The sequence below is a fragment of the Micromonospora sp. NPDC049171 genome, assembly GCF_040648275.1.
Lineage (GTDB): Bacteria > Actinomycetota > Actinomycetes > Mycobacteriales > Micromonosporaceae > Micromonospora.
The window spans coordinates 22,133-42,371 of record NZ_JBEZDJ010000033.1 but is presented as its reverse complement, the minus strand read 5'-3'; the positions used below and the strand labels follow the sequence as shown (position 1 = coordinate 42,371).

General features: G+C 71.3%; 17 protein-coding genes and 3 tRNA genes. 10 read left to right on the top strand and 10 right to left on the bottom strand.

Annotation, left to right across the window (positions count from 1 at the left end; all coding sequences use genetic code 11):
- Nucleotides 1-86: 86 nt before the first annotated feature.
- The 6 genes from AB0B14_RS31820 to AB0B14_RS31795 form a co-directional block, all read right to left on the bottom strand.
- Entirely contained in the window at nt 87-1,694 is a 1,608-nt protein-coding gene (locus AB0B14_RS31820; RefSeq protein WP_357525767.1) for a glycoside hydrolase family 13 protein, read from the bottom strand.
- Between the two features lie 141 nt (nt 1,695-1,835).
- Nucleotides 1,836-2,723, bottom strand: a complete 888-nt coding sequence (locus AB0B14_RS31815) for a carbohydrate ABC transporter permease (protein WP_357068878.1) — start codon at nt 2,721-2,723, stop codon at nt 1,836-1,838.
- Nucleotides 2,724-2,734: 11 nt separating this feature from the next.
- A complete protein-coding gene (locus tag AB0B14_RS31810) occupies nt 2,735-3,691 on the bottom strand; it encodes a sugar ABC transporter permease (RefSeq protein ID WP_357525765.1) in 957 nt (318 codons plus the stop codon).
- A 100-nt stretch (nt 3,692-3,791) separates the two neighbouring features.
- Complete coding sequence (locus tag AB0B14_RS31805; RefSeq protein ID WP_357068881.1) at nt 3,792-5,171, bottom strand: extracellular solute-binding protein; 1,380 nt, start codon at nt 5,169-5,171, stop codon at nt 3,792-3,794.
- A gap of 332 nt (nt 5,172-5,503) precedes the next feature.
- Nucleotides 5,504-6,508 (bottom strand): LacI family DNA-binding transcriptional regulator, encoded by a 1,005-nt coding sequence (locus tag AB0B14_RS31800; protein WP_357525763.1) that lies wholly within the window; start codon nt 6,506-6,508, stop codon nt 5,504-5,506.
- Nucleotides 6,509-6,861: 353 nt separating this feature from the next.
- Entirely contained in the window at nt 6,862-8,337 is a 1,476-nt protein-coding gene (locus tag AB0B14_RS31795) for an FAD-dependent oxidoreductase (RefSeq protein ID WP_357068885.1), read from the bottom strand.
- A 92-nt stretch (nt 8,338-8,429) separates the two neighbouring features.
- Between AB0B14_RS31795 and AB0B14_RS31790 the strand changes: the two genes are divergently transcribed.
- Nucleotides 8,430-9,494, top strand: coding sequence for a serine hydrolase domain-containing protein (locus AB0B14_RS31790; RefSeq protein WP_357068887.1), 1,065 nt, complete (start codon nt 8,430-8,432; stop codon nt 9,492-9,494).
- Here AB0B14_RS31790 and AB0B14_RS31785 read toward each other — a convergent pair whose 3' ends face one another.
- Both AB0B14_RS31785 and AB0B14_RS31780 read right to left on the bottom strand, forming a co-directional pair.
- On the bottom strand, nt 9,495-10,808 hold the full coding sequence (locus AB0B14_RS31785; RefSeq protein ID WP_357525761.1) for a deoxyribodipyrimidine photo-lyase: 1,314 nt from the start codon (nt 10,806-10,808) through the stop codon (nt 9,495-9,497).
- Nucleotides 10,805-11,728, bottom strand: a complete 924-nt coding sequence (locus AB0B14_RS31780) for a phytoene/squalene synthase family protein (protein WP_357068891.1) — start codon at nt 11,726-11,728, stop codon at nt 10,805-10,807. The genes AB0B14_RS31785 and AB0B14_RS31780 overlap by 4 nt, the downstream gene beginning before the upstream one ends.
- 64 nt (nt 11,729-11,792) lie before the next feature.
- Between AB0B14_RS31780 and AB0B14_RS31775 the strand changes: the two genes are divergently transcribed.
- The 8 genes from AB0B14_RS31775 to AB0B14_RS31740 all read left to right on the top strand — a co-directional run bounded on the left by AB0B14_RS31775 (nt 11,793) and on the right by AB0B14_RS31740 (nt 17,429).
- Nucleotides 11,793-12,935, top strand: coding sequence for a polyprenyl synthetase family protein (locus AB0B14_RS31775; protein ID WP_357525759.1), 1,143 nt, complete (start codon nt 11,793-11,795; stop codon nt 12,933-12,935).
- 28 nt (nt 12,936-12,963) lie between these two features.
- Entirely contained in the window at nt 12,964-14,445 is a 1,482-nt protein-coding gene (gene crtI / locus AB0B14_RS31770; RefSeq protein WP_357525757.1) for a phytoene desaturase family protein, read from the top strand.
- Nucleotides 14,442-15,062: an isopentenyl-diphosphate Delta-isomerase gene (idi, locus tag AB0B14_RS31765; protein ID WP_357525755.1), complete on the top strand. Its 621-nt coding sequence runs from the start codon at nt 14,442-14,444 to the stop codon at nt 15,060-15,062. The genes crtI and idi overlap by 4 nt, the downstream gene beginning before the upstream one ends.
- Nucleotides 15,052-15,996: a MerR family transcriptional regulator gene (locus AB0B14_RS31760; RefSeq protein ID WP_357525811.1), complete on the top strand. Its 945-nt coding sequence runs from the start codon at nt 15,052-15,054 to the stop codon at nt 15,994-15,996. Before idi ends, AB0B14_RS31760 begins: the two co-directional genes overlap by 11 nt.
- A 75-nt stretch (nt 15,997-16,071) precedes the next feature.
- Entirely contained in the window at nt 16,072-16,848 is a 777-nt protein-coding gene (locus AB0B14_RS31755) for a polysaccharide deacetylase family protein (RefSeq protein ID WP_357525753.1), read from the top strand.
- A 229-nt stretch (nt 16,849-17,077) separates the two neighbouring features.
- A tRNA-Glu gene (locus tag AB0B14_RS31750) sits at nt 17,078-17,150 on the top strand.
- Nucleotides 17,151-17,181: 31 nt separating this feature from the next.
- Nucleotides 17,182-17,255 (top strand) — tRNA-Asp (locus AB0B14_RS31745).
- A gap of 100 nt (nt 17,256-17,355) precedes the next feature.
- Nucleotides 17,356-17,429, top strand: a tRNA-Phe gene (locus AB0B14_RS31740).
- A gap of 180 nt (nt 17,430-17,609) precedes the next feature.
- On the opposite strand, the gene AB0B14_RS31735 is transcribed toward AB0B14_RS31740, so the two are convergent.
- On the bottom strand, nt 17,610-18,758 hold the full coding sequence (locus AB0B14_RS31735; RefSeq protein WP_357525751.1) for a hypothetical protein: 1,149 nt from the start codon (nt 18,756-18,758) through the stop codon (nt 17,610-17,612).
- 164 nt (nt 18,759-18,922) lie between these two features.
- Here AB0B14_RS31735 and AB0B14_RS31730 point away from each other — a divergent pair, with 164 nt between their 5' ends.
- The gene (locus tag AB0B14_RS31730; RefSeq protein WP_357068903.1) at nt 18,923-19,450 is read left to right on the top strand and encodes an SRPBCC family protein; all 528 of its coding nucleotides are present in this window, start codon (nt 18,923-18,925) and stop codon (nt 19,448-19,450) included.
- A 71-nt stretch (nt 19,451-19,521) separates the two neighbouring features.
- Here the strand turns inward: AB0B14_RS31730 and AB0B14_RS31725 are convergent, their stop codons facing one another.
- The gene (locus AB0B14_RS31725) at nt 19,522-20,229 is read right to left on the bottom strand and encodes a DUF2786 domain-containing protein (protein ID WP_357068905.1); all 708 of its coding nucleotides are present in this window, start codon (nt 20,227-20,229) and stop codon (nt 19,522-19,524) included.
- Between the last annotated feature and the right edge of the window lie 10 nt (nt 20,230-20,239).

Here is a 20,239-nt window from a genome sequence, read left to right as displayed (position 1 = left end):
GTGTGACGCGTTCCCCCGGTCCTCCTTTCCGTGGGTGAGGTGGTGCCGGCGGCCGGGACGAGCCGCCGGCACCACCGCGAGCAGAGTCAGGTCAGGCGGGGTCCGTCCGCCGATTCGGTGGTACGCAGCCAGACCGCGGTGTCCGACGGCAGCAACCCGTCGTCGAGCGGCCCGCTGGCCAGCAGCAACTCCCCCTCGGCCGGCATCGGCACCGGAGTGTCGGAGAGGTTGACCAGGCAGGCGAAGCCACCGCCGCGGCTGAACGCGAGCACCCCGTCCGGGGCGGGCAGCCAGGTCAGCTCACCGTCACCGAGCGCCGGGTCGGCCCGCCGGGCCTGGATCGCCGCCCGGTACAACTCCAACATCGAGGCGGAGTCACCGGTCTGCGCGCTGGCGGTCCGGTCCTTCCAGTCGGCCGGCTGGGGCAGCCAGGGCGCCGCGGCACCGGCGGGACTGAACTCGAACGGTGGCTCGTCACCAGCCCACGGCAGGGGTACGCGGCAGCCGTCCCGACCCGGGTCGATCCGACCGGACCGTTCCCACATCGGGTCCTGGCGCAACGCGTACGGAATGTCCTCGACCTCGTAGAGGCCCAACTCCTCGCCCTGGTAGACGTAGGCGGCGCCGGGCAGCGACAGCGAGAGCAGCGCGGCGGCGCGGGCCCGGCGGGTGCCCAACTCCAGGTCGGTGGGGGTCCCCTCGCGCTTGGCGGCGAAGCTGAACCGGGTGTCCGCCCGACCGTAGCGGGTGACGTGCCGGGTGACGTCGTGGTTGGAGAGCACCCAGGTGGCCGGGGCGCCGACCGGCGCGTGTGCGCTCAGCGTCCCGTCGATGCTCTCGCGCAGCGCCGCGGCGTCCCATGCGCAGCCGAGGAAGTCGAAGTTGAACGCGGCGTGCAGCTCGTCCGGGCGCAGGTAGTTGGCGAACCGCTGCCGGTCCGGCAGCCACACCTCACCGATCAGGGCCCGGTCGGCGTACTCGTCGGCGACCCGACGCCAGCCCCGGTAGATCTCGTGCACCCCGTCGAGGTCGTGGAACGGGTGTGGCTGGTCCGGGTGCACCTCGGGCAGTGTCCCGTCCTTGACCAGCAGCCCGGCCGAGTCGATCCGGATGCCGTCCACGCCCCGGTCGAACCAGAACCGCAGGATGTCCTCGAATTCCGCCCGCACCCGCGGGTGGTCCCAGTTGAAGTCCGGCTGCTGCGGGGCGAACAGGTGCAGGTACCAGTCGCCGGGGGTGCCGTCCGGGTTGGTGGTGCGGGTCCAGGTCTCGCCACCGAACTCGCCGATCCAGTCGGTGGGCCGCTGGTCGCCGTTCGGGCCCCGGCCCGGCCGGAACCAGAACAGGTCCCGTTCCGCCGCGCCGGGCCCGCCGGCGAGCGCCGCCTGGAACCAGGGGTGCGCGTCGGAGCAGTGGTTCGGCACCACGTCGACGATGCTCCGGATGCCCAGCGCGTGTGCCTCGGCGATCAGCGCCTCCGCCTCGGCCAGGCTGCCGAAGACCGGGTCGATGTCGCGGTAGTCGGACACGTCGTAGCCGGCGTCGGCCATCGGGGAGGGATACCAGGGGCTGAACCAGATCGCGTCGACGCCGAGCGCGGACAGGTGGTTCAGCCGGGACCGGATGCCGGCGATGTCACCGATGCCGTCGCCGTTGCCGTCGGCGAAGCTCCGGGGATACACCTGGTAGATCACGGCTCCACGCCACCACGGACTTCTGTCAGCTGTGGACACGAGCACCTGCTTTCTGCGTCAGTACGTCGGCGGGTTCGCCGGACCTGGTCATGTGTTCGGGCGAACGGTCGTTGTTCGCCGCGCGGGAGGTTACGTTGCCGGCTATCCCTTGATGCTGCCCGTGGTCAGACCGGACATGATGTTGCGTTGGAAGATCAGGAAGACGATGACTGTCGGGATCGCGGCGATGACCGACGCGGCGATCACCACGTTCTCGGGCGTTCCACCCGCGAAGGAGTAGATGCCGACGCTGACCGTGCGGGTTTCCGGCGACGGCATGACCAGCTTCGGCCAGAGGAAGTCCTTCCAGACCGCCGTCATGGCCAGAATCGCGACGACGCCGAGGATCGGGCGGGACATCGGCAGGATGATCGACCAGAGCGTACGCAGCGACGTCGCCCCGTCCACCAGGGCGGCCGCCATCAACTCCTCCGGAATCGAGTCGAAGAACCGCTTCAACAGGAAGATGTTGAACGCGTTCGCCACCAGGGGCAGCCAGATCGCGAACGGCGAGTCCAGCAGGTTGATGTGCACGATCGGCAGGTCGATCACGGTCACGTACTGCGGGACGATGAGGACCATCGCCGGGATCATCAGCGTCCCCAGCATCAGCGCGAGAATCACGTTGCCGAAGATCGGCCGCAGCTTGGACAACGAGTACGCGGCAGCCGCGTCGAGGACGAGCTGGAACAGCACCGCGCCGATCGCGTAGTAGAACGTGTTGAACAGCAGCTTGGCGAGTTCCAGGTTGTTCCAGGCGTCGATGTAGTTCTGCGGCTGGGGGTCCTTCGGAAACAGCGTCGGTGGGGTCTGCGCGATCTCCTGACCGGACTTGAGCGCGCCGGTCACCATCCAGTAGAGCGGGCCGAGGAAGACGAGCGTGAAGCCCGCCACGACGACGACCAGCAGCGTCCAGTAGATGACCTTGCCGCGCCCCCGGCTGATCTGGGCCTGGGAGATGAGGGTCCGGGTGCCGGATTCCTGTGCCATTCCTCGCCGTCCTAGTCCTGTTTCGCACTCAGCCGCAGGTACACGGCGGAGAAGCCGGCCAGCACCACGAGCATGATCACGCCCAGTGCGGCGGCGCCGTTGAGGTCGTTCTGGAAGAACCCGTGCTGATAGATGAGGTACGCCACAGTGGTCGCGGAGTCCTCCGCGCCCGCGCCGTTGGCGAGGATCAGGGGCTCGATGAAGAGCTGCATCGTGGCGACGATCTGGATCATCGCCAGGAGCGCGAGGATCAGCCGGGTCTGCGGGATCGTCACGTGGCGGATCCGCTTCCAGATCCCCGCGCCGTCGAGTTCCGCCGCCTCGTACAGCTCGCCGGGGATGCTCTGCAACGACGCCAGGTAGATGAGCACCGCGCCGCCCATGTTCATCCAGGTCGACGCGATCACCATCGCCGGCATCGTCATCTCCGGCGACTGCATCCACTGCGAGGTGGGCAGGTGCAGCGCCTTCAGGATCGCGTTGAAGAGCCCGGCCTCACTGGGGTCGTACGCGTAGAACTTGAAGAGGTACAGCGCCGAGGCCGGCGGCAGCATCACCGGCAGGTAGACCAGGATCCGCAGGTACCCCTTGGCGTGCCGGAACTCGTTGAGCAGGACCGCCACGAAGAACGGCACCGCGTACCCGAGGACGAGCGCGAGCGCCGTGAAGTAGAGCGTGTTCTGCCAGGCCGGCCAGAAGCTCGGGTCGGCGATGAGACGGGAGTAGTTGTCCCAGCCCACCCAGGTGGTCTCGCCGCGCCGGGTCCGCTGGAAGCTCATCACGAGGCCGCGGACCATCGGGTACCAGGAGAAGACGACGAAGCAGAGCACCGCGCCGATCAGGAACGCGTGCCCGGTGAGGTTGTCCCGTAACTTGCGGCCGAGGCTGGTGCGCTGCGGCCCCGCCGAGTACGGCGACGGCGGGCGGCCCGGTTTCCTGGGGGTCTCCGGGACGGTGGTGATCGCCAAGGCAACTCCTGGGTGAGTCGGTGACGTCGACGATGTGGCGCAGATGGTGTGGCGCGGATGGTGTGGGGGCCGGTCGGCGTCCCGGCCCCCACACGAACTGTCAGCTCTCCGCGGCGAGGAGCTGGTTGACCTTCTGCTCGGCGGTCTTGAGCAGCGCGTCGATGTTCGCGTTCGGGTTGGTCAGCACACCGGACATCGCGGCGTCGAGCACCGCGTAGACCGCCTGTGCGTTACGCGGCTCACCCTTGATCGGCACCGGGGTGGCCTCGAAGAGCGCGAAGTTCGCCGTGTCGACGTTCGCGTTCGCCTTGCGCAGCTCCAGCTCCTGCTTCTGCGCCTCGCTGCCGTTGGCGAAGAGCAGCGGCTGGGGCAGACCCACCGGGTAGTTCTGCGGCTTGGCCCGGACGTAGTCGAACTGACCCTTGCCCGGCGTCAACTTCTGGTACGCGATCCACTTCATGCCGGCCTTGACCTGCTCGGGGGTCAGGTCCTTCTTGAAGAAGTAGCCCTCGCCGCCACCGAGCGTGCCCTTCGCCGCGCCGTCCTGGCCGGGCAGCGGGCTCATCGCCCAGTCCTGGAACTTGCCCTGGAACTGCGTGACGATCGCCTGGGTGGCGTCCGGAGCGCCGATGAACATGCCGACCTTGCCCGCGCCGGCGTTCGTCAGCAGGTCGCCCCACTGCAGCAGCTGGCGGGCGCCCATGCTGTTGTCGCCGTACCGCATGTCCTTGATGTTCTGCAGGACCTGCTTGCCCTGGGCGTTGTTGAAGTCGGCCTTCTTGCCGTCCTCGGTCAGCACGCGGCCGCCCTGCGAGTAGAGCAGGGAGGTGAAGTGCCAGCCGCCGGTGTTACCGGCGCTGTACTCCGAGTAGCCCGCGATGCCGTTGCCGAGTGCGGAGATCTTCTTGGCGGCGGCCCGGACGTCGGCCCAGGTCTTCGGCGGGTTGTTGGCGTCGAGCCCAGCCTGCTGGAACAGGGCCTTGTTGTAGACCAGGCCCATCGAGTAGTTCTTCACCGGGACGGCGTAGAGCTTGCCGCCGTCGGTGAAGACCTCCTTGAGCGCCGGGTCGACGCTGTCCCAGGTGGGGATCGTGTCCTTGTTGGCGTACTGGGTGATGTCCATCGCCTGGCCCGAGTCCAGCACCTGCTGGAGGTCGGTCATGTAGCCGTAGAACACGTCGGTCACGGTGCCGCCGGCGAGGCGGGCGGTGAAGTCCGGCGGGTTGTTGCACTGCTCGCCGACGCTCACGCTCTTGACGACGATGTCCGGGTTCTGCCGCTGGAACTCGGCGACGTCGTCGTTCCAGTTCTTCAACAGCTCTTTCTGGGCGCCGACGGGCTGGCAGTCGACCGTGATGGTGACCTTGCCGCCGGCGGTCGTGTCCTTGTCGTCGCTCTTCGTGGAGCACGCCGTGAGGCTGAGCCCCAGGCCGGCCACGAGCGCAACCGCCGCAGCCTTTCGGTATTGCGGTACGGACATCTGTCCATCCCTTCGGGAACGGGTGACTCCAATGACCTTCGTTGATCTGCGGTGATACGACCTGACGCCCAGTAGCTGCGTCGGAGCCAGGTGTGAGTGGAGTCACTGTAGCGAGGGGGACTCATTTCGGCAAGGTATCGACCCTGTTCCGAAAGGACACGACGTGATTACGGCAGATGTTTGCAAAGCCGTGAAAGCAGCCCCGTTTGTTGGTTTTTGATCCCTTTTGGCGGGTCATTCGGCAAGGTCGATGCCGGTCCTGGTGCGCAACGACGAAAACGGCCGCCGACCGCAGGAGCGGTCGACGGCCGAAGCGTCGTGTGGGTGCGGCCCTAGCGACCCGGGGCGGGAGCGGTCGAACCGCGAACCACCAACTCGGGCTCGAACAGCAACTCGTCGTGCAGCACGCCGGCACCCTCGATCTGGGTGACCAGCAGGTCCACGGCAGCCTGCCCCATCGTCTCGATCGGCTGCCGCACCGTGGTCAGCGGCGGGTCGGTGCACGTCATGAACGCGGAGTCGTCGAAGCCCACCACCGACACGTCGGCCGGCACCGAGCGACCCAACCGCCGGGCTGCACGGATCGTGCCCAACGCCAGGACGTCGCTGGCGCAGATGATGCCGGTCACGCCACGCTCGACGAGTTTCGTCGCGGCGACCCGGGCACCCTCCATCGAGAAGCTGGACCGCTCGACGCACTCGGCGTCGGCCGCACCCCAGCGGGCGGCCTGGATCATCGCGTCCAACTTGCGGCGGGACGGCACGTGCCCCTCCGGGCCGAGCACCATCCCGATCCGCTCGTGCCCGAGCGAGCGCAGGTGCCCGTACGCCTGCTCCACCGCGACCGCGTCATCGGTGGAGACCCGGGGGAAGCCCAACTCGTCCACGCCCGCGTTGACGAGCACGACGGGAAGGCCCCGGTCGGTCAGTCGACGGTAGTGGTCGTGCCGGGCGTCGGCGAGCGCGTACGAGCCACCCGCGAAGATCACCCCGGAGACCTGATGGTCGAGGAGCATCTCCACGTAGTCCATCTCGGACACGCCGCCGATGGTCCGGGCGCACAGGGCCGGGGTGTAGCCACGCTGGGCGAGGGTCCCGGTGACGACCTCGGCCAACGCCGGGAAGATCGGGTTCTGCAACTCGGGCAACACCAGCCCGACCAGCCGGGCACGTTCGCCGCGCAGCTTGGTCGGCCGCTCGTAACCCAGCACGTCGAGTGCGGTCAACACGGCGGTGCGGGTCGCCTCGGAAACCCCGTCACGGCCGTTGAGCACCCGGCTGACGGTGGCCTCGCTGACGCCCGCCTTCTTGGCAACTTCAGTCAACCGCTTGGTCACAGCCGCAATCGTACGTCACCACAATGAAAGAAATGAACAGCAAAATGCCCGGCGTTTGCTGGATAGCTGCCGCATTCTTCCCATCCGGCCCCATTCCGGTGCGCGGCATCGGGGCCGGGCGGCGGTGTCCGGGCCCTCTCGACACCAGGTCGCACCGTCCGGGTCTTGATCGACTCGGCTTTCAGGAAGTCGCGGTGTCGAGAGCCCCCGGACACCGCGACTTTCCTGCAATCGAGTGGATCACCCCCGGCGCGGCCCGGCGCGGCCCGGCGCGGCCCGGCGCGGCCCGGCGCGGCCCGGCGCGGCCCGGCGCGGCCCGGCGCGGCCCGGCGCGGCCCGGCGCGGCGCGGGCGTCAGGACAGGTCGCCCAGGGCGGCCTCGATGGCCCGGTGGAAGGTCGGGTACGCGTAGATCATGTGGCGGAGCTGACTCAGCGGCACCGCCGCGTGCACCGCCACCACCAGTGCGGAGAGCACCTCGCCGCCGGCCGGGCCGACCGACGTCGCGCCGATCAGCACGCCCTGGTCGGCGTCGGCGACGAGCTTGATGAACCCGTCGTCGCCGACCTGGTGGATCCAGCCCCGGGTGGAGCTGCCGAGCTTCGTGAAGCCGACCTGCACGTTGATGCCGCGTTCGCGGGCCTGTTGCTCGGTGAGCCCGACCGCGCCCACCTCGGGATCGGTGAAGGTCACCCGGGGCAGCGCACGGTAGTCGGCTCGCGGGACGGTGCCGGCCGACCCGCTCGACCCGCTCGCGGCCAGCGAGCTGGACGCCCCCATCGCGCCACCGACCACGCTGGACGTGCCGCTGGCGTCCGCACCGGCCTTCGTCTGCCGGGCCAGGGCCAGGATGTCCGCGATCACGATCCTCGCCTGGTACATGGCGATGTGGGTGAAGGCGCCCTCGCCGGTCAGGTCGCCGACCGCCCAGACCCGATCGGTGACGTGCAACCGGTCGTCGACCGACAGGTAACGCTGGTTGGCGTCCACGCCGATCGTGTCCAACCCCAGCTCTTCCAGGTGCGCCTTGCGCCCGGTCACCACCAGCAGCCGGTCGGCGGTGAACTCCGCCCCGCCGCCACCGCGCAGGACGAACCGGGTGCCGTCGTGGTCGACCCGTTCGGCGCGTACCCCGGTGTGGATCTCCACGCCGTCGGCGCGCAGCGCCGCGGCGGCGACGTCGGACGCCTCCGGCTCCTCGACGGCCAGCACCCGGTCAAGTGCCTCCACCACGGTGACCCGCACTCCGAAGCGGGCGAAGACCTGGGCGAGCTCCAGGCCGATCGCGCCGCCGCCGAGCACCAGCAGCGACTCCGGCAGTTGGTCGGCCTCGATCGCCTGGTGGTTGGTCCAGTACGGGGTGTCGGCCAGGCCGTCGATCGGCGGCACCGACGGACGGGTGCCGGTGCCCAACACGACCCCGTAGCGGGCCTGGAAGACCTGGTCACCGACCCGGACCCGGGCCGGGCCGTCGAAGCGGCCACTGCCGCGCACGAGCCGACCGCCCAGGCCGGTGAACCGCTCCGCCGCGACCGTGTCGTCCCAGGTGTCGGTGGCCTCCTCACGGATCCGCTTGGCCACGGGTGCCCAGTCCGGTTGGACCTGGGCCGTCCCGGCCAGCCCATCCACCCGGCGGGCCTCGGCGAGCGCGTTGGCGGCCCTGATCATCATCTTGCTCGGGATGCAGCCCCAGTACGGGCACTCCCCACCGACCAGGTCCCGCTCGACGCCGACGACACTCAGGCCGGCCTCGGCGAGTCGCTCGGCGACCTCCTCGCCGCCGACCCCGAGCCCCACCACGACCACATCCACCAGCTCCGGCTCTGCCACCGGAACAGCATCCCCCAGCGACACCACCGCAACCACCGGGGCCCGGAGAAAAGTCGACACGCTCACCCGTGCCGGCCCCTTACGGTGGCGGGATGCACGCACGCTTCGCTCCGGTCCGGGACTGCTTCCACGACCTGCTCACCTCCGGCCGGGAGACCGGCGCCGGCCTGGTCATCTGGTACGACGGTGAGCCGGTCGTCGACCTGGTCGGCGGGACCCGGACCGGCGCCGAGCCGTGGCGGCCGGACACGCTCGTCAACGTCTACTCGGTCGGCAAGCCGGTGGCCGCGCTCTGTCTGCTGATGCTCGTCGACCGGGGGTCTGTCGACCTCGACGCGCCCGTCGACAGGTACTGGCCGGAGTTCCGCACCCCCGCCACCGTGCGCCAGGTGTTGTCGCACACCGCCGGGCTGCCGACCTTTCCGGTGCCCCGGCCCGCCACCGCGATCGCCGACTGGGCGCTGCTCGCCGGCGACCTGGCCGCCGCCGACCCCGAGTGGTCACCCGGCTCGGTGGCCGGCGAGCACGCCTGGACGTACGGGCACCTGGTGGGCGAGGTGGTCCGTCGCGTCGACGGGCGGTCGGTGGGCCGGTTCCTGGCCGAGGAGATCGCCGACCGGTGGCAGCTCGACCTGGCGTTCGGGCTGACCGAGGCGGACCAGCGACGCTGCGCCGACCTGCGCTACGGCGACCCGGGGTGGCCGACCCGGGCGCTCGGCGAGCCGGGCTCACTGCGGGCGCGCGCGATGGGCAACCCGGCCGGTGGGCAGGACCTCGCCGTGGTGAACAGCCCGCTGTGGCGGGCTGCCGAGATGCCGGCGGTCAACCTGCACGCCACCGCTCGCGGCCTGGGTCGGCTCTACACCGGTCTGCTGGCCGGCGGTGTCCTGGACGGGGTTCGGCTGTTCGGCGCGGAACTGGTGGCGGAGGCGACCCGGGTCCAGTACGACGGGCCGGACCTGGTGCTGGACCGCCCGGCCCACTGGACGCTGGGTATGCAGTGGGAGCCGGACGGCAGTTGGGGCATGGGCGGCCTCGGTGGCAGCAGCGCGTGGGCCGACCCGGAGCGCGGCTACACCTTCGCGTACGCGACGGCGCACCTCGCCGAGCACGACCGGGTGGACGAGCTGGTCGAGGTGTTGCACTCCTGCCTCTGATCAGCGCAGCCAGACCGGGTCGGTGCCCGGCACCGAGAGCGGCGGTGGATAGTCGGGCGCCTCGGGCAGTTTCCACGGTTGGTGGATGGCCTTACCCTGCACCGTCGCCAGCTCCGGCACCCACCGGCGCACGTAGTCGCCGGCCGGGTCGTACCGTTCGGCCTGCCGGACGGGGTTGAACCCCCGGTACGGCTTGGTGTCGTTGCCGGTGCCGGCGACCCACTGCCAGTTGCCGGAGTTGTTGGCCACGTCCCCGTCCAGCAGCCAGCGGAAGAAGACTCCGACACCGCCCCGCCAGTCCTGCCCGAGCGACTTGGTCAGGTAGCCGGCGGTGATCAGCCGGGCCCGGTTGTGCATCCAGCCCTGCGTCCGCAGTTGCCGCATCCCGGCGTCGACGATGGGCACTCCGGTCCGCCCCTCGGCCCAGGCCGCCAGCGCGTCGTCGTCGTAGCGCCACTGCTCGGTGGCACCCCGCCGGTACGCCGCGGTCGAGATCTCCGGAAAGGCGGCGGTGACCTGGTAGTAGAAGTCCCGCCAGCAGATCTGCCGGACGAACGGCCCGGACCGGTCGCCGGCGCGGTTGGCCACCGCCAGCGGGGACACGCAGCCGAAGCGCAGGTACGGGCTGAGTCGGGAGGTGTCGTCGCCGGCCATGTCGTCGTGCTGGTCGGCGTACCGGTCCAGGTCCGGCAGCCAGTCGGTGAGCCGCTGCTGGGCGACCCGCTCACCGCCGACCGCCGCGTCCGGCGAGTCCCCGGCCGGCGGCTTCGGCAGGCTGCCCACGCGCACACCGCCGGGCAGCGTCACCCGGCGTGGCGCGGCCAACTCCTCCCGCCACCGGTTGGCCGCCCAGGCCCGGTGGTAGGGGCTGAACACCCGGTAGTGGTCGCCGCCGCCACCGGGCCGCAGGGCGCCCGGCTCGACCACGGTCAGCCCGGGAAACAGGCGCAGGTGCAGCCGGTGCCGCTCGCACTCGGCGCGCAGTCGCCGCTCCCGCCGGCGGGCGTAGTGGCTGACGTCGGCGGAGAGCGCGACGGCCGTGGCCCCGACCTCGCCGGCCAGCCGGATCGTCTCGGCCACCGGGTCACCGTGTCGCACCACCAGGTCGCCGCCCCGCTCGCGCAGTTCGGCGCGCAGGTCGGCGAGGGCCTGGTGCAGGAACCGGGTGCGGTTGGCCGACCGGTCGGCCAGCGCCGGGTCGAGCACGTACAGCGGGACCACCCGGTCGAAGGCCGCGCAGGTGGTGGCCAGCGCCGGGTGGTCGTGCACCCGCAGGTCGCGGGTGAGGAGGACGATCGCGGTGCCTGCGGTCACCGGGTTTCCGGATCGACAGTCGGCCCGGGGATGGTGACCGGCGTACCGGTCGAGGTGAGCAGCGCCCGTCCGACCACCGCCATCCGTCGCCGTTGCGGCACCACGGCACGCCGGACGAAGACGTCGTAGTCCTGCGCGGCGACCTCGTCGAGGATGCCGCCGTAGAGGGCGTACGCGGTGCGCATGCAGGCCTGCGAGGCTGGCGCCAGCATGGTGATGCCCGGCGCGGCGGCGGCGTAGTGCGCCTGGGCGCGGGTCACCTCGTACTCGATCAGCTCGCGGATGCGGGGCGTGCCGCGCCCCCTGGTGCGGGCCTCGAGCAGCTCGTCGCGGGTGACCCCGAACTTCGCCAGGTCCTCGTCGGGCAGGTAGGTGCGGCCCCGGTCGAGATCCTCCGCGACGTCCCGGATGAAGTTGGTGAGTTGGAAGGCGAACCCGAGCTGCCGGGCCGGCTCCCGCGCCGCCGCCGGGTCGGAGCTGCCCAGGATCGGCAACATCATCGTGCCGATGACCGCCGCCGAGCCCTCCATGTAGTCGAGCAGGTGGTCGTAGGTCGGGTACGCCGTGACGGTCAGATCCATCGCCATGCTCTTCAGGAACGACGCAAAATCGTCCCGGTCGAGATCGAAGACCGCGATGGTGTGCAGCACGGCCGGCAGCAGCGGGTCGTCGACTGGCGCACCGCGCAGACCGGCCACGAACCGGCTGGCCCAGTCGTCCAGGCGGGCGGCCCGCTCGGCCGGCGGCAGGTCCTCGGTGCGGTCGACGATCTCGTCCGCGTACCGGGTGAACCCGTAGAGGGCGTGCACATGTCGCCGTTTCCATGCGGGCAGCAGTCGGGTGGCGAGATAGTAGGTGCGGCCGTGACGTTTGTGCAGCTCACGACACCTGTCGTAGGCAGCGGTGAGATCTGTGTCCACCGGCCCTCCTCATTTATCGACGCACCAATCGACGCAACTCGCAGCCTAGGGTACGCTCAGCCGCATGGCCAACGACGCAGTTGCGGGCAATGCGACTCGTGTGGCGGCGGCAGTCCCGGTCGACCGGGACGACCCGGTCGGTGCCGTTCTGGCCGCGTACACCCATGAGCTGGTCGCGGCGGTCGACGAGACCCTGACCACCTTCCTCACCGCCGAGGTCGACTCCCTCGCCGAGATCGACGCGTCGATGGGCAGCTTCGCCACCTCCGCGCGGGAGGCCGTCCTGGTCGGCGGCAAGCGGATCCGGCCGACGTTCGCCTACTGGGGCTGGCGCGGGGCGATCGGCGGCGCCGAGGCACTGCCGCCCGTGCTGCCGGCGCTGGCCGCGCTGGAGTTGCTGCACACCTTCGCCCTGGTGCACGACGACGTGATGGACGCCTCCACCACCCGGCGCGGCCGCCCCACCGCACACGTCGCGCTCGCCCAGCAGCACATCGCCGCCGGTCACCGCGGTGATCCCAGGCGGTTCGGCGAGGCCGTCGCCGTCCTCATCGGCGACCTCTGCATGGTCTGGGCCGACCGGTTGCTGGCGCACGCCACGGTGCCACCGGCCCGCCTGTTCGAGGTTCGCCGCTGCTACGACCAGATGCGGGTGGAGACCGTCGCCGGGCAGTATCTGGACGTGCTCGGTGAGAACGACCCGGCCAACTGGTCGGTCGACCGGGCGCTGCGGGTGGCCCACTACAAGACCGCCAGCTACACCGTCCAACGACCACTGCTCTTCGGCGCCTGCCTGGCCGGGGTGCCCGCCGACGATCCGCTGATCTCCGCGTACACCCGCTATGGCCTGGCCGTCGGCGAGGCCTTCCAGCTCCGCGACGACCTGCTCGGTGTGTACGGCGATCCGGCCGCCACCGGCAAGCCGGCCGGTGACGACCTTCGCACCGGCAAGCCGACCACGCTGTTCATGCTGGCCCGGGAGTTGGCCACGCCGGCGCAACTCCAGGCGTTGGAGCGCCCCGGTGACACACCTGTCGACCGGCTCGCCGAGCTGGTGGCCGAGACCGGCGCGGTGGCCCGGGTGGAGCGGATGATCGCCGAGCGGGTGAGCGACGCGCTTGCCGCGCTCGACGCCGCACCCGTGGACCGTACGGCGCGAACCGCACTGACCGGGCTGGCCACCGCCGCGACCAACCGGCGGGCCTGATGAGCGATTCTCTCGAGGAGGTGGTCACGTGCGGACGGTGACAGGACGGACGGACCGGGTGGTGGTCGTCGGGGCCGGCCTGGGCGGGCTCGCCTGCGCGCTGCACCTGGCCGGCACCGGGCGACAGGTCACCGTGCTGGAACGCGAGCCGGTGCCCGGCGGGCGAGCCGGCCGGCTCGCCGTGGACGGCTACGAGTTCGACACCGGCCCGACCGTGCTCACCATGCCCGACCTGATCGCCGAGGCGCTCGGCGCGGTCGGCGAGGAGCTGCACGACTGGCTCGACCTGACCCCCCTCGATCCGGCCTACCGGGCCTACTACCCGGACGGTTCGACGCTGGACGTGCTCACCGACACCACGCGGATGGCGGCCGAGATCTCCCGGGTCTGCGGGCCGCGCGAGGCCGACGGTTACCTGCGCTTCGTCGACTACGCGCGTGAGCTGTGGCGGCTGGAGCGGGCCGACTTCATCGAGCGCAACCTCGACGCGCCGACCGACCTGATCACCGGCAACCTCCTCAAGCTGCTCAGCGGCGGAGCCTTCCGACGCCTCCAGACGAAGATCAACCAATTCTTCCGGGACCCGCGTACCCAGCGGATCTTCTCCTTCCAGGCGATGTACGCCGGCCTCGCGCCGCACGACGCCCTCGCCATCTACGCGGTCATCGCCTACCTCGACTCGGTGGCCGGGGTCTACTTCCCGCGCGGCGGCATCCACGCGGTCTCCAGGGCCATGGCGGGCGCCGCCGAGAAGCACGGCGTGCAGATCCGGTACGACACGACGGTGACCCGGGTGGAGACGGCGAACGGCCGTGCCACAGGTGTGCTCACCGCCGACGGCGAACTGGTGCGGGCGGATGTCGTGGTGCTCAACCCCGACCTACCGGTCGCCTACCGGGACCTGCTCCCCGCCGCGCCACGGCGTCGGCTCACCTACTCCCCGTCGTGCGTCGTTCTGCACGTCGGGTCCCGACAGGCCTATGCGAAGATCGCCCATCACAACATCCATTTCGGACGCGCGTGGAAGGGCACCTTCGATGAGGTCATCCGGCGAGGCGAGCTGATGACCGATCCGTCACTGTTGGTGACCAACCCGAGTCGGACCGACCCCTCGGTGGCCCCACCCGACCGGCACACCTACTACGTGCTCGCCCCGGTGCCCAACCTGCACCGGGCGCCGTTCGAGTGGCGCGGTGACCTGACCCAGCGCTACAGCGACCAGCTGATCGGCACGCTGGAGGAGCGCGGGTACGTCGGCTTCGGTGCCGGGGTCGAGGTGCTGCGGGCGATCACCCCGGCCGAGTGGGAGGAGCAGGGGATGGCCGCCGGCACCCCCTTCGCCGCCGCACACACCCTCTTCCAGACCGGCCCGTTCCGCCCGTCGAACCTGCACCGCGACCTGCCGAACGTGGTCTTCGTCGGCTCCGGCACCCAACCCGGGGTGGGTGTGCCGATGGTGCTCATCTCCGGCAAGCTCGCCGCCGGCCGGATCAGTGGAGAAGGTCGATGAGCAGCCGCGAGGAGCACCTTGTCGAGTTGGTCGACGACGCCGGCAAAGCCCGCGGCGAGATGACCGTCGCCGCCGCACACCAACCCCCGGGGCACCTGCACCGGGCCTTCTCGGTGCTGCTGGTCGACCCGGACGGCCAGGTGCTGCTCCAACGCCGGGCCGCCGTCAAGACCCGGTTCCCGCTGCGCTGGGCCAACTCCTGCTGCGGCCACCCCCGGCCCGGCGAGTCCCTCGCCGAGGCGGCCAACCGGCGGCTACGCGAGGAGTTGGGCGCGGGTCCGGTCGAGCTGACCGAGGTCGGCGTCTACGTCTACTACGCCGAGGACCCGGCCACCGGCCGGGTCGAATTCGAGTACGACCACGTACTGCGGGGTGACTTCCTGCCCGCGGCCCCGCTCCTGCCGGACCCGGACGAGGTCGCCGAGTTGCGCTGGGCCGACCCCACCGCACTCGAAGCCGAGCTGGACCTCGACCCCCGGTCGTACGCCCCCTGGCTGGGCGGGGTGGTGAACCGGCTACTGCACCCCTCGGGCGCCACGTCGGGCACATCCGATCCGGCCGTGACCCCGTCCGGACCGTCGGCGGATGACACGGCGGAGCGGTCGGGTGGTCGATGAGGCGCTGAGTGCGGGGGCGGTCGCACGCCGGCTGGGGGTCGCGGTGACCACCCTGCGCACCTGGCACCAGCGCTACGGGCTCGGGCCAAGCGAGCACATCCCCGGCCACCACCGCCGGTACACGCCCAAGGATCTGGCCCGCCTCGAGATCATGCGCCGCCTCACCGCCGAGGGGGTGAGCCCCGCCGAGGCCGCCCGCTGGGCCCGCCAGGCACCCGATCCGACGCCCACCGACACCGTCGCCCCCACTCGGATCCACCGACCCGGCCGGGACGGCGGTGGAACCATCCCGGTGGGCCGCGCCGGCCCGGCAGCCCGCGGGTTGGCCCGGGCCGCCATGCGGCTGGACGCGGCGGCGATCAGCGAGACGATCGCGCACGCCCTGGCCGCCGGCGGAGTCGTCGCCACCTGGGAAGGCCTGCTGCGCCCGGTCCTCACCGGCATCGGCGAACGCCACGCCGCCACCGCCGGCCTGATCGAGGTGGAACACCTGGTGTCCCGCTGCGTCTCGGAGGCCCTCGCGGCGGCCAGTCGGGCCAAGGTTCCCAGCGGGCCGGCCCGCATCCTGCTCTCCTGCGCCGACGAGGAGCAGCACACCCTGCCGCTGGAGGCGTTGGCCGCCGCGCTCGCGGAGGCCGGGGTCAGCTACCGGACGCTCGGCGCCCGAGTGCCGGTCGCCGCCCTCCTCGAGGCGGTCAACCGGACCGGACCGGCCGCCGTGGTGCTCTGGTCGCACACCCGGGCCACCGCTGACCCAGCTCAGCTCAGCGCGCTCCTCGCGGCACCCCGTCGCCCGTTGCTGGTGCTCGCCGCCGGGCCGGGCTGGCGAGCCGACGCGCTGCCCGCCGGGGTGGTGCGGCCGATCGATCTGGCCGAGGCCGTCTCGCTCGCCGTCGCGGTCCGTGACTCGCTGGACCAGTCGAGGCGTGACTGACCGCACTGTCGCCCGTTTGCGGCGTGAACTACCGTCGGAGGCTCCGCCTACCCCGACCCCTCCGGGAGCCAGCAGATGCAAGCCCGCGCCGCCCTGGCGTCCGTCCTCGCCATGGCGCTGGTCTTGTCCGGCTGTGCCCAGCCGGACCGCACCATCACCCGCTCCAGCGCGTCGCAGCCGATGCCATCGGCCCCGCCCACCCCGCCGCACCCCACCGTCGCCAAGCCGCCCAAGACTCCGCTGCGACCACTGCCGGCCAAGCTCCCCGCCGGCCTGCGTCGCACCACCGGTGCGCGCCCGGTGGTGTTGACCTTCGACGACGGGCCGAACCCGGCCTGGACGCCCAAGGTGCTCGATCAACTGCGGGCCGCCAAGGTGACGGCCACCTTCTGTGTCGTCGGTCGCGAGGTGCAGCGACACCCGGAGTTGGTCCGCCGGATCGTCCGCGAGGGCCACCAGCTCTGCAACCACAGTTGGCGGCACGACCTCGACCTGGCGCGGCGACCGGTCGCCGAGATCAGGGCCGACCTGGACCGCACCAACAGGGCCATCCAGGCGGCGGCTCCCGGGGCGAAGGTGTCCTACTACCGGCAACCAGGTGGCCGATGGACGTCGGAGGTGCTGGGGGTGGCGAAGGACCTCGGCATGCGCCCCCTGCACTGGTCGGTCGACCCACAGGACTGGGACAAGCCGAGCGCCGCCACGATCGGCAAGCGAATCCACGCCGCCGCCGGTCCCGGTGCCATCGTGCTGCTGCACGACGGGGGCGGCAATCGGGCCGCGACGCTCGCCGCCTGCCCCCAGGTGATCGCCGATCTGAAGAAACGCTTCGGCATCGCCCGACTCAACTAGGACGTGCCGGACCGGTCGAGCCGGAGTTCCGGCGGTGTTGTCTCCGGGCCGGCGCAGGCCGGCCAGCACCTTGAAACACCCTTTGACCTGCGGTTACGCCCCGATCTCCGGGCACCCCGATACCGATTTTGTTCACCGACCTGGCATCACGTATGCTTTCCAAGCCTCCGGCGGGGCCGGATGGGAGCAAGTCCGCTTGAAGTTGCCAATGTGCAATGATGGCGGGGCCGCCCTCATCGTCTAGCGGCCCAGGACGCCGCCCTTTCAAGGCGGTAGCACGGGTTCGAATCCCGTTGGGGGCACGACCGGCGTAAGCCGGAGCAACACAAGCTAGGTCCTGTGGAGCAGTTGGAGTGCTCGCCGCCCTGTCAAGGCGGAGGTCGCGGGTTCAAGTCCCGTCAGGACCGCAGCGCTGACGCCGCGCCTCGCGCGGCGTTCTGCGTATCGGAGCATGTCGCCCTTGCCGCCGGTTCGTCCGGTTGCCGGGTAACATGGGCCGAGCAGTACGGCCAGGTAGCTCAGTTGGTACGAGCGTCCGACTGAAAATCGGAAGGTCGGCGGTTCGACCCCGCCCCTGGCCACATAGCCTTTCGCCGGGCTACAGAGGTCCCCACCAGCGGAAACGCAGGTGGGGATCTTGCTGTTGGGGCGTCTTTTCACCGACGACCTTCGGCCCGCCGGAATGTGATCCACTCCACTTCCTGCAAATCGGGGCATCCAGGCGTGCAAAATGCCCCGATTTTGCCAAATCCCTGCGGCTGTCAGTCGTCGCGGCCCTGCTGGCGGTGCTGCGCCATGCCGCTCTGGATCGCCTCCCACACGCTGCGTCCGGCCTGGCGCAGTGTCTCCCCCGCCTGCTCGGCGAACTGGGCCGCGCTCTGCGCTGCGGCCTGCGCCCCACCCAGCGGACCACTGCCGCCGTCCCCATCTCCGGACGCGCTCGGGCCCGGGGCGGGCGACTGATCGGGTCGGCTACGAGGTTGCCCGGTCGCCGCCCCCGCCGGGCCCCCGGTCCCCCAAGCCGCCCCGGCCGATCGCTGCCCACCGCCCGGCCCTGCGGGTCGCTGCCCGTCGCCGGGGCCCGCCGGCCGCTGTCCGCCGCCCGGACCTGCCGGCCGCTGCTCATCGCCGGGACCTGCCGATCGCTGCCCACCGTCCAGACCTGCCGGCCGCTGCCCTTCGGGGTGGTGGCGCTCCCCGTGCCGCCGGCCTGTCGGGTGACGGCCCTGCGTTCCGCCGGACTCCGGTCGTACCTGTTCCCCCGACGCCGGGCCACCGGCCCGAGACCCGGGTCCTCCAGCGCTGGGCCCCGGGCCGCCAGCGTGAGACGTGGGGCCTTCAGCAGCAGAGCCGGGCCGACCCACTCCCGCCCGATCAGGACCAGAACGATCAGGACCAGAACGATCGCCTGGCCGATCGGCACCCGGTCGATCGGAGCCCGCTCGGCCCGGGTCGGAGACGGCGCCGACCGCGCCCACCCGCTGGCCCGGCCCGTCGAGTAAGCCGCCGGGGGGGCGTGCCCCGACCGCCGTGGCCCCGGGGGCCGGCTGTGGTGCGCCGCGGTTCACGTCGTCGAGGGCGGTGACAGCCGTCCGAGCGAGCGCCTCGATGATCTGCGGGTTGTGGTCGAGTGTGTCGAGTGCCCGCCCGAGGATCATGGTCAACTGCTCCAACCGCACCCGCAGCTGCGCCTCGGCGTGCACCCCGTCGATGTCCAGCTCGGCGCCGCTCAGGTGCACCCGTACGCCGGCGTCGACCTGGATCAGGTTGGCCACCCGGGCCCGCAGCGACAGGTCGGCGTCCAGTCCGTCGACCGCCAGCCGGATCGAGTCGACGGAGACCCTCGGAATGTCGAGCAGGACATCCGGGTCCCCCTGGCCCGGCTCCCGCTGCTGCGCGCTCTCGCTCATGCTCTCCCGCCCGCCCGCAAACCGGTCCGGTCGTCCGGGCCGTTCGGCGCGGGTACCCGCTTTCCGGCGGAGCATCCCGTCCGTGACGGATCGGCCACCCGGTGTCCAAACCCGGCGCAACACGAAGCTGCACACGCGGGCATCAGCCGGTATGGTCCGGGCCTATGGGACAGGAAAAGACTGATCCGGCCGACATCCGGCAGGACGGCGACCGGTTCTCCTTACGGTGCAGCCTCCACGTCCCGGGCTCCGCCGAGCACGCGTTCGCGGTCTTCACCGACCAGCTGACCGACTGGTGGGTCACCGAATACACCTGGTCCGGCCCGGACGCCCTTGCTGAGCTGGGCATGGAGCCGCGGGCTGGCGGGATGCTCTACGAGATCGGCCCGTACGGCTTCCGCTCCGACTGGGGTCGGGTGCTCACCTGGGACCCGCCGCGCCGGTTGGTCTTCGTCTGGCAGATCGGCCCCGACCGGGCGCCGGTGCCGGACCCGGCCCGCGCGAGCGAGGTCGAGGTGTTGTTCCATCCCGAGGGGGCGGAGCGCACCCGGGTCGAGTTGGAGCACCGGCACTTCGACCGGCACGGCGAGGCAGCCGAGGGATACCGCGAGGCGCTCACCGCCGGCTGGCACGAGTTGCTCACCCGCTACGTCGCGACGGTGTCGCGCCAGCAGCCCACCACCCCCGCCTGACCCTCAACGCCAAAAGGTCGTCGGAGGCCGAACCGACATCCGGCTGTCCGAGGCCGAACCGCACGCGCTCGTCAATGGCCGAGTTGCCGTGCCCGGGCAGTGTCGCCACCGAGGTCGCGACCACCCAGATGCGCATGGCGGCCGGCCTCCGCCCCCGACCCGAAGCCGGTGCCGCCCAGCCTGCGGGGCGGTGCGGTGCGCAGCCGCGGGTATTCCTCGGTGAGCCGCCGCTGCACCCGGTCGGACCGGTCAGCCAGCACCAGCGCCACCGACGGAGCCCCCGACTCGCTGGCCGCCGCCGTCTCCGCCGCCCAGAGTCGACCCCCGATCACCTCCGCGAAACCGGCCAACCAGGATCGGCGAAAGGCGGCGGGATGGTCGTCCGCGGGCACCTCGGTGGCGGCCAGGCCGTGCGCCGCCTGCACGAGCAGTGAGGTGAAGAGCAGGTCGACCCGTTCCAGGTCGCTGGCGAAGCCGAACAGGTGCAGCGTGAAGCCGTTGCCCTGCCGGCGGCGTACGCAGCGGCAGCGCAGTGGCTCGGCGACCGCGGCGAGCAGACCGACCTTGTCGCGGGCGTACGGGGCGACGATCTCCAGGACCCGGTCGCCGACCGGGTCGGTGGTCGGGTCACGGACGGCGAGCAGCGCCCGGTCCACGCCGTAGCGGGCGATCAACTCGGTCGCCTTGGCGGTGAACGCCTCCGCCTCGGCGGGTGTGCAGGCTGGGTCCTCAGCCTGGGCGAGCAGCTTGCGCACCTTGCTCAGCATCGCCTCGGACATGGCTACAGAG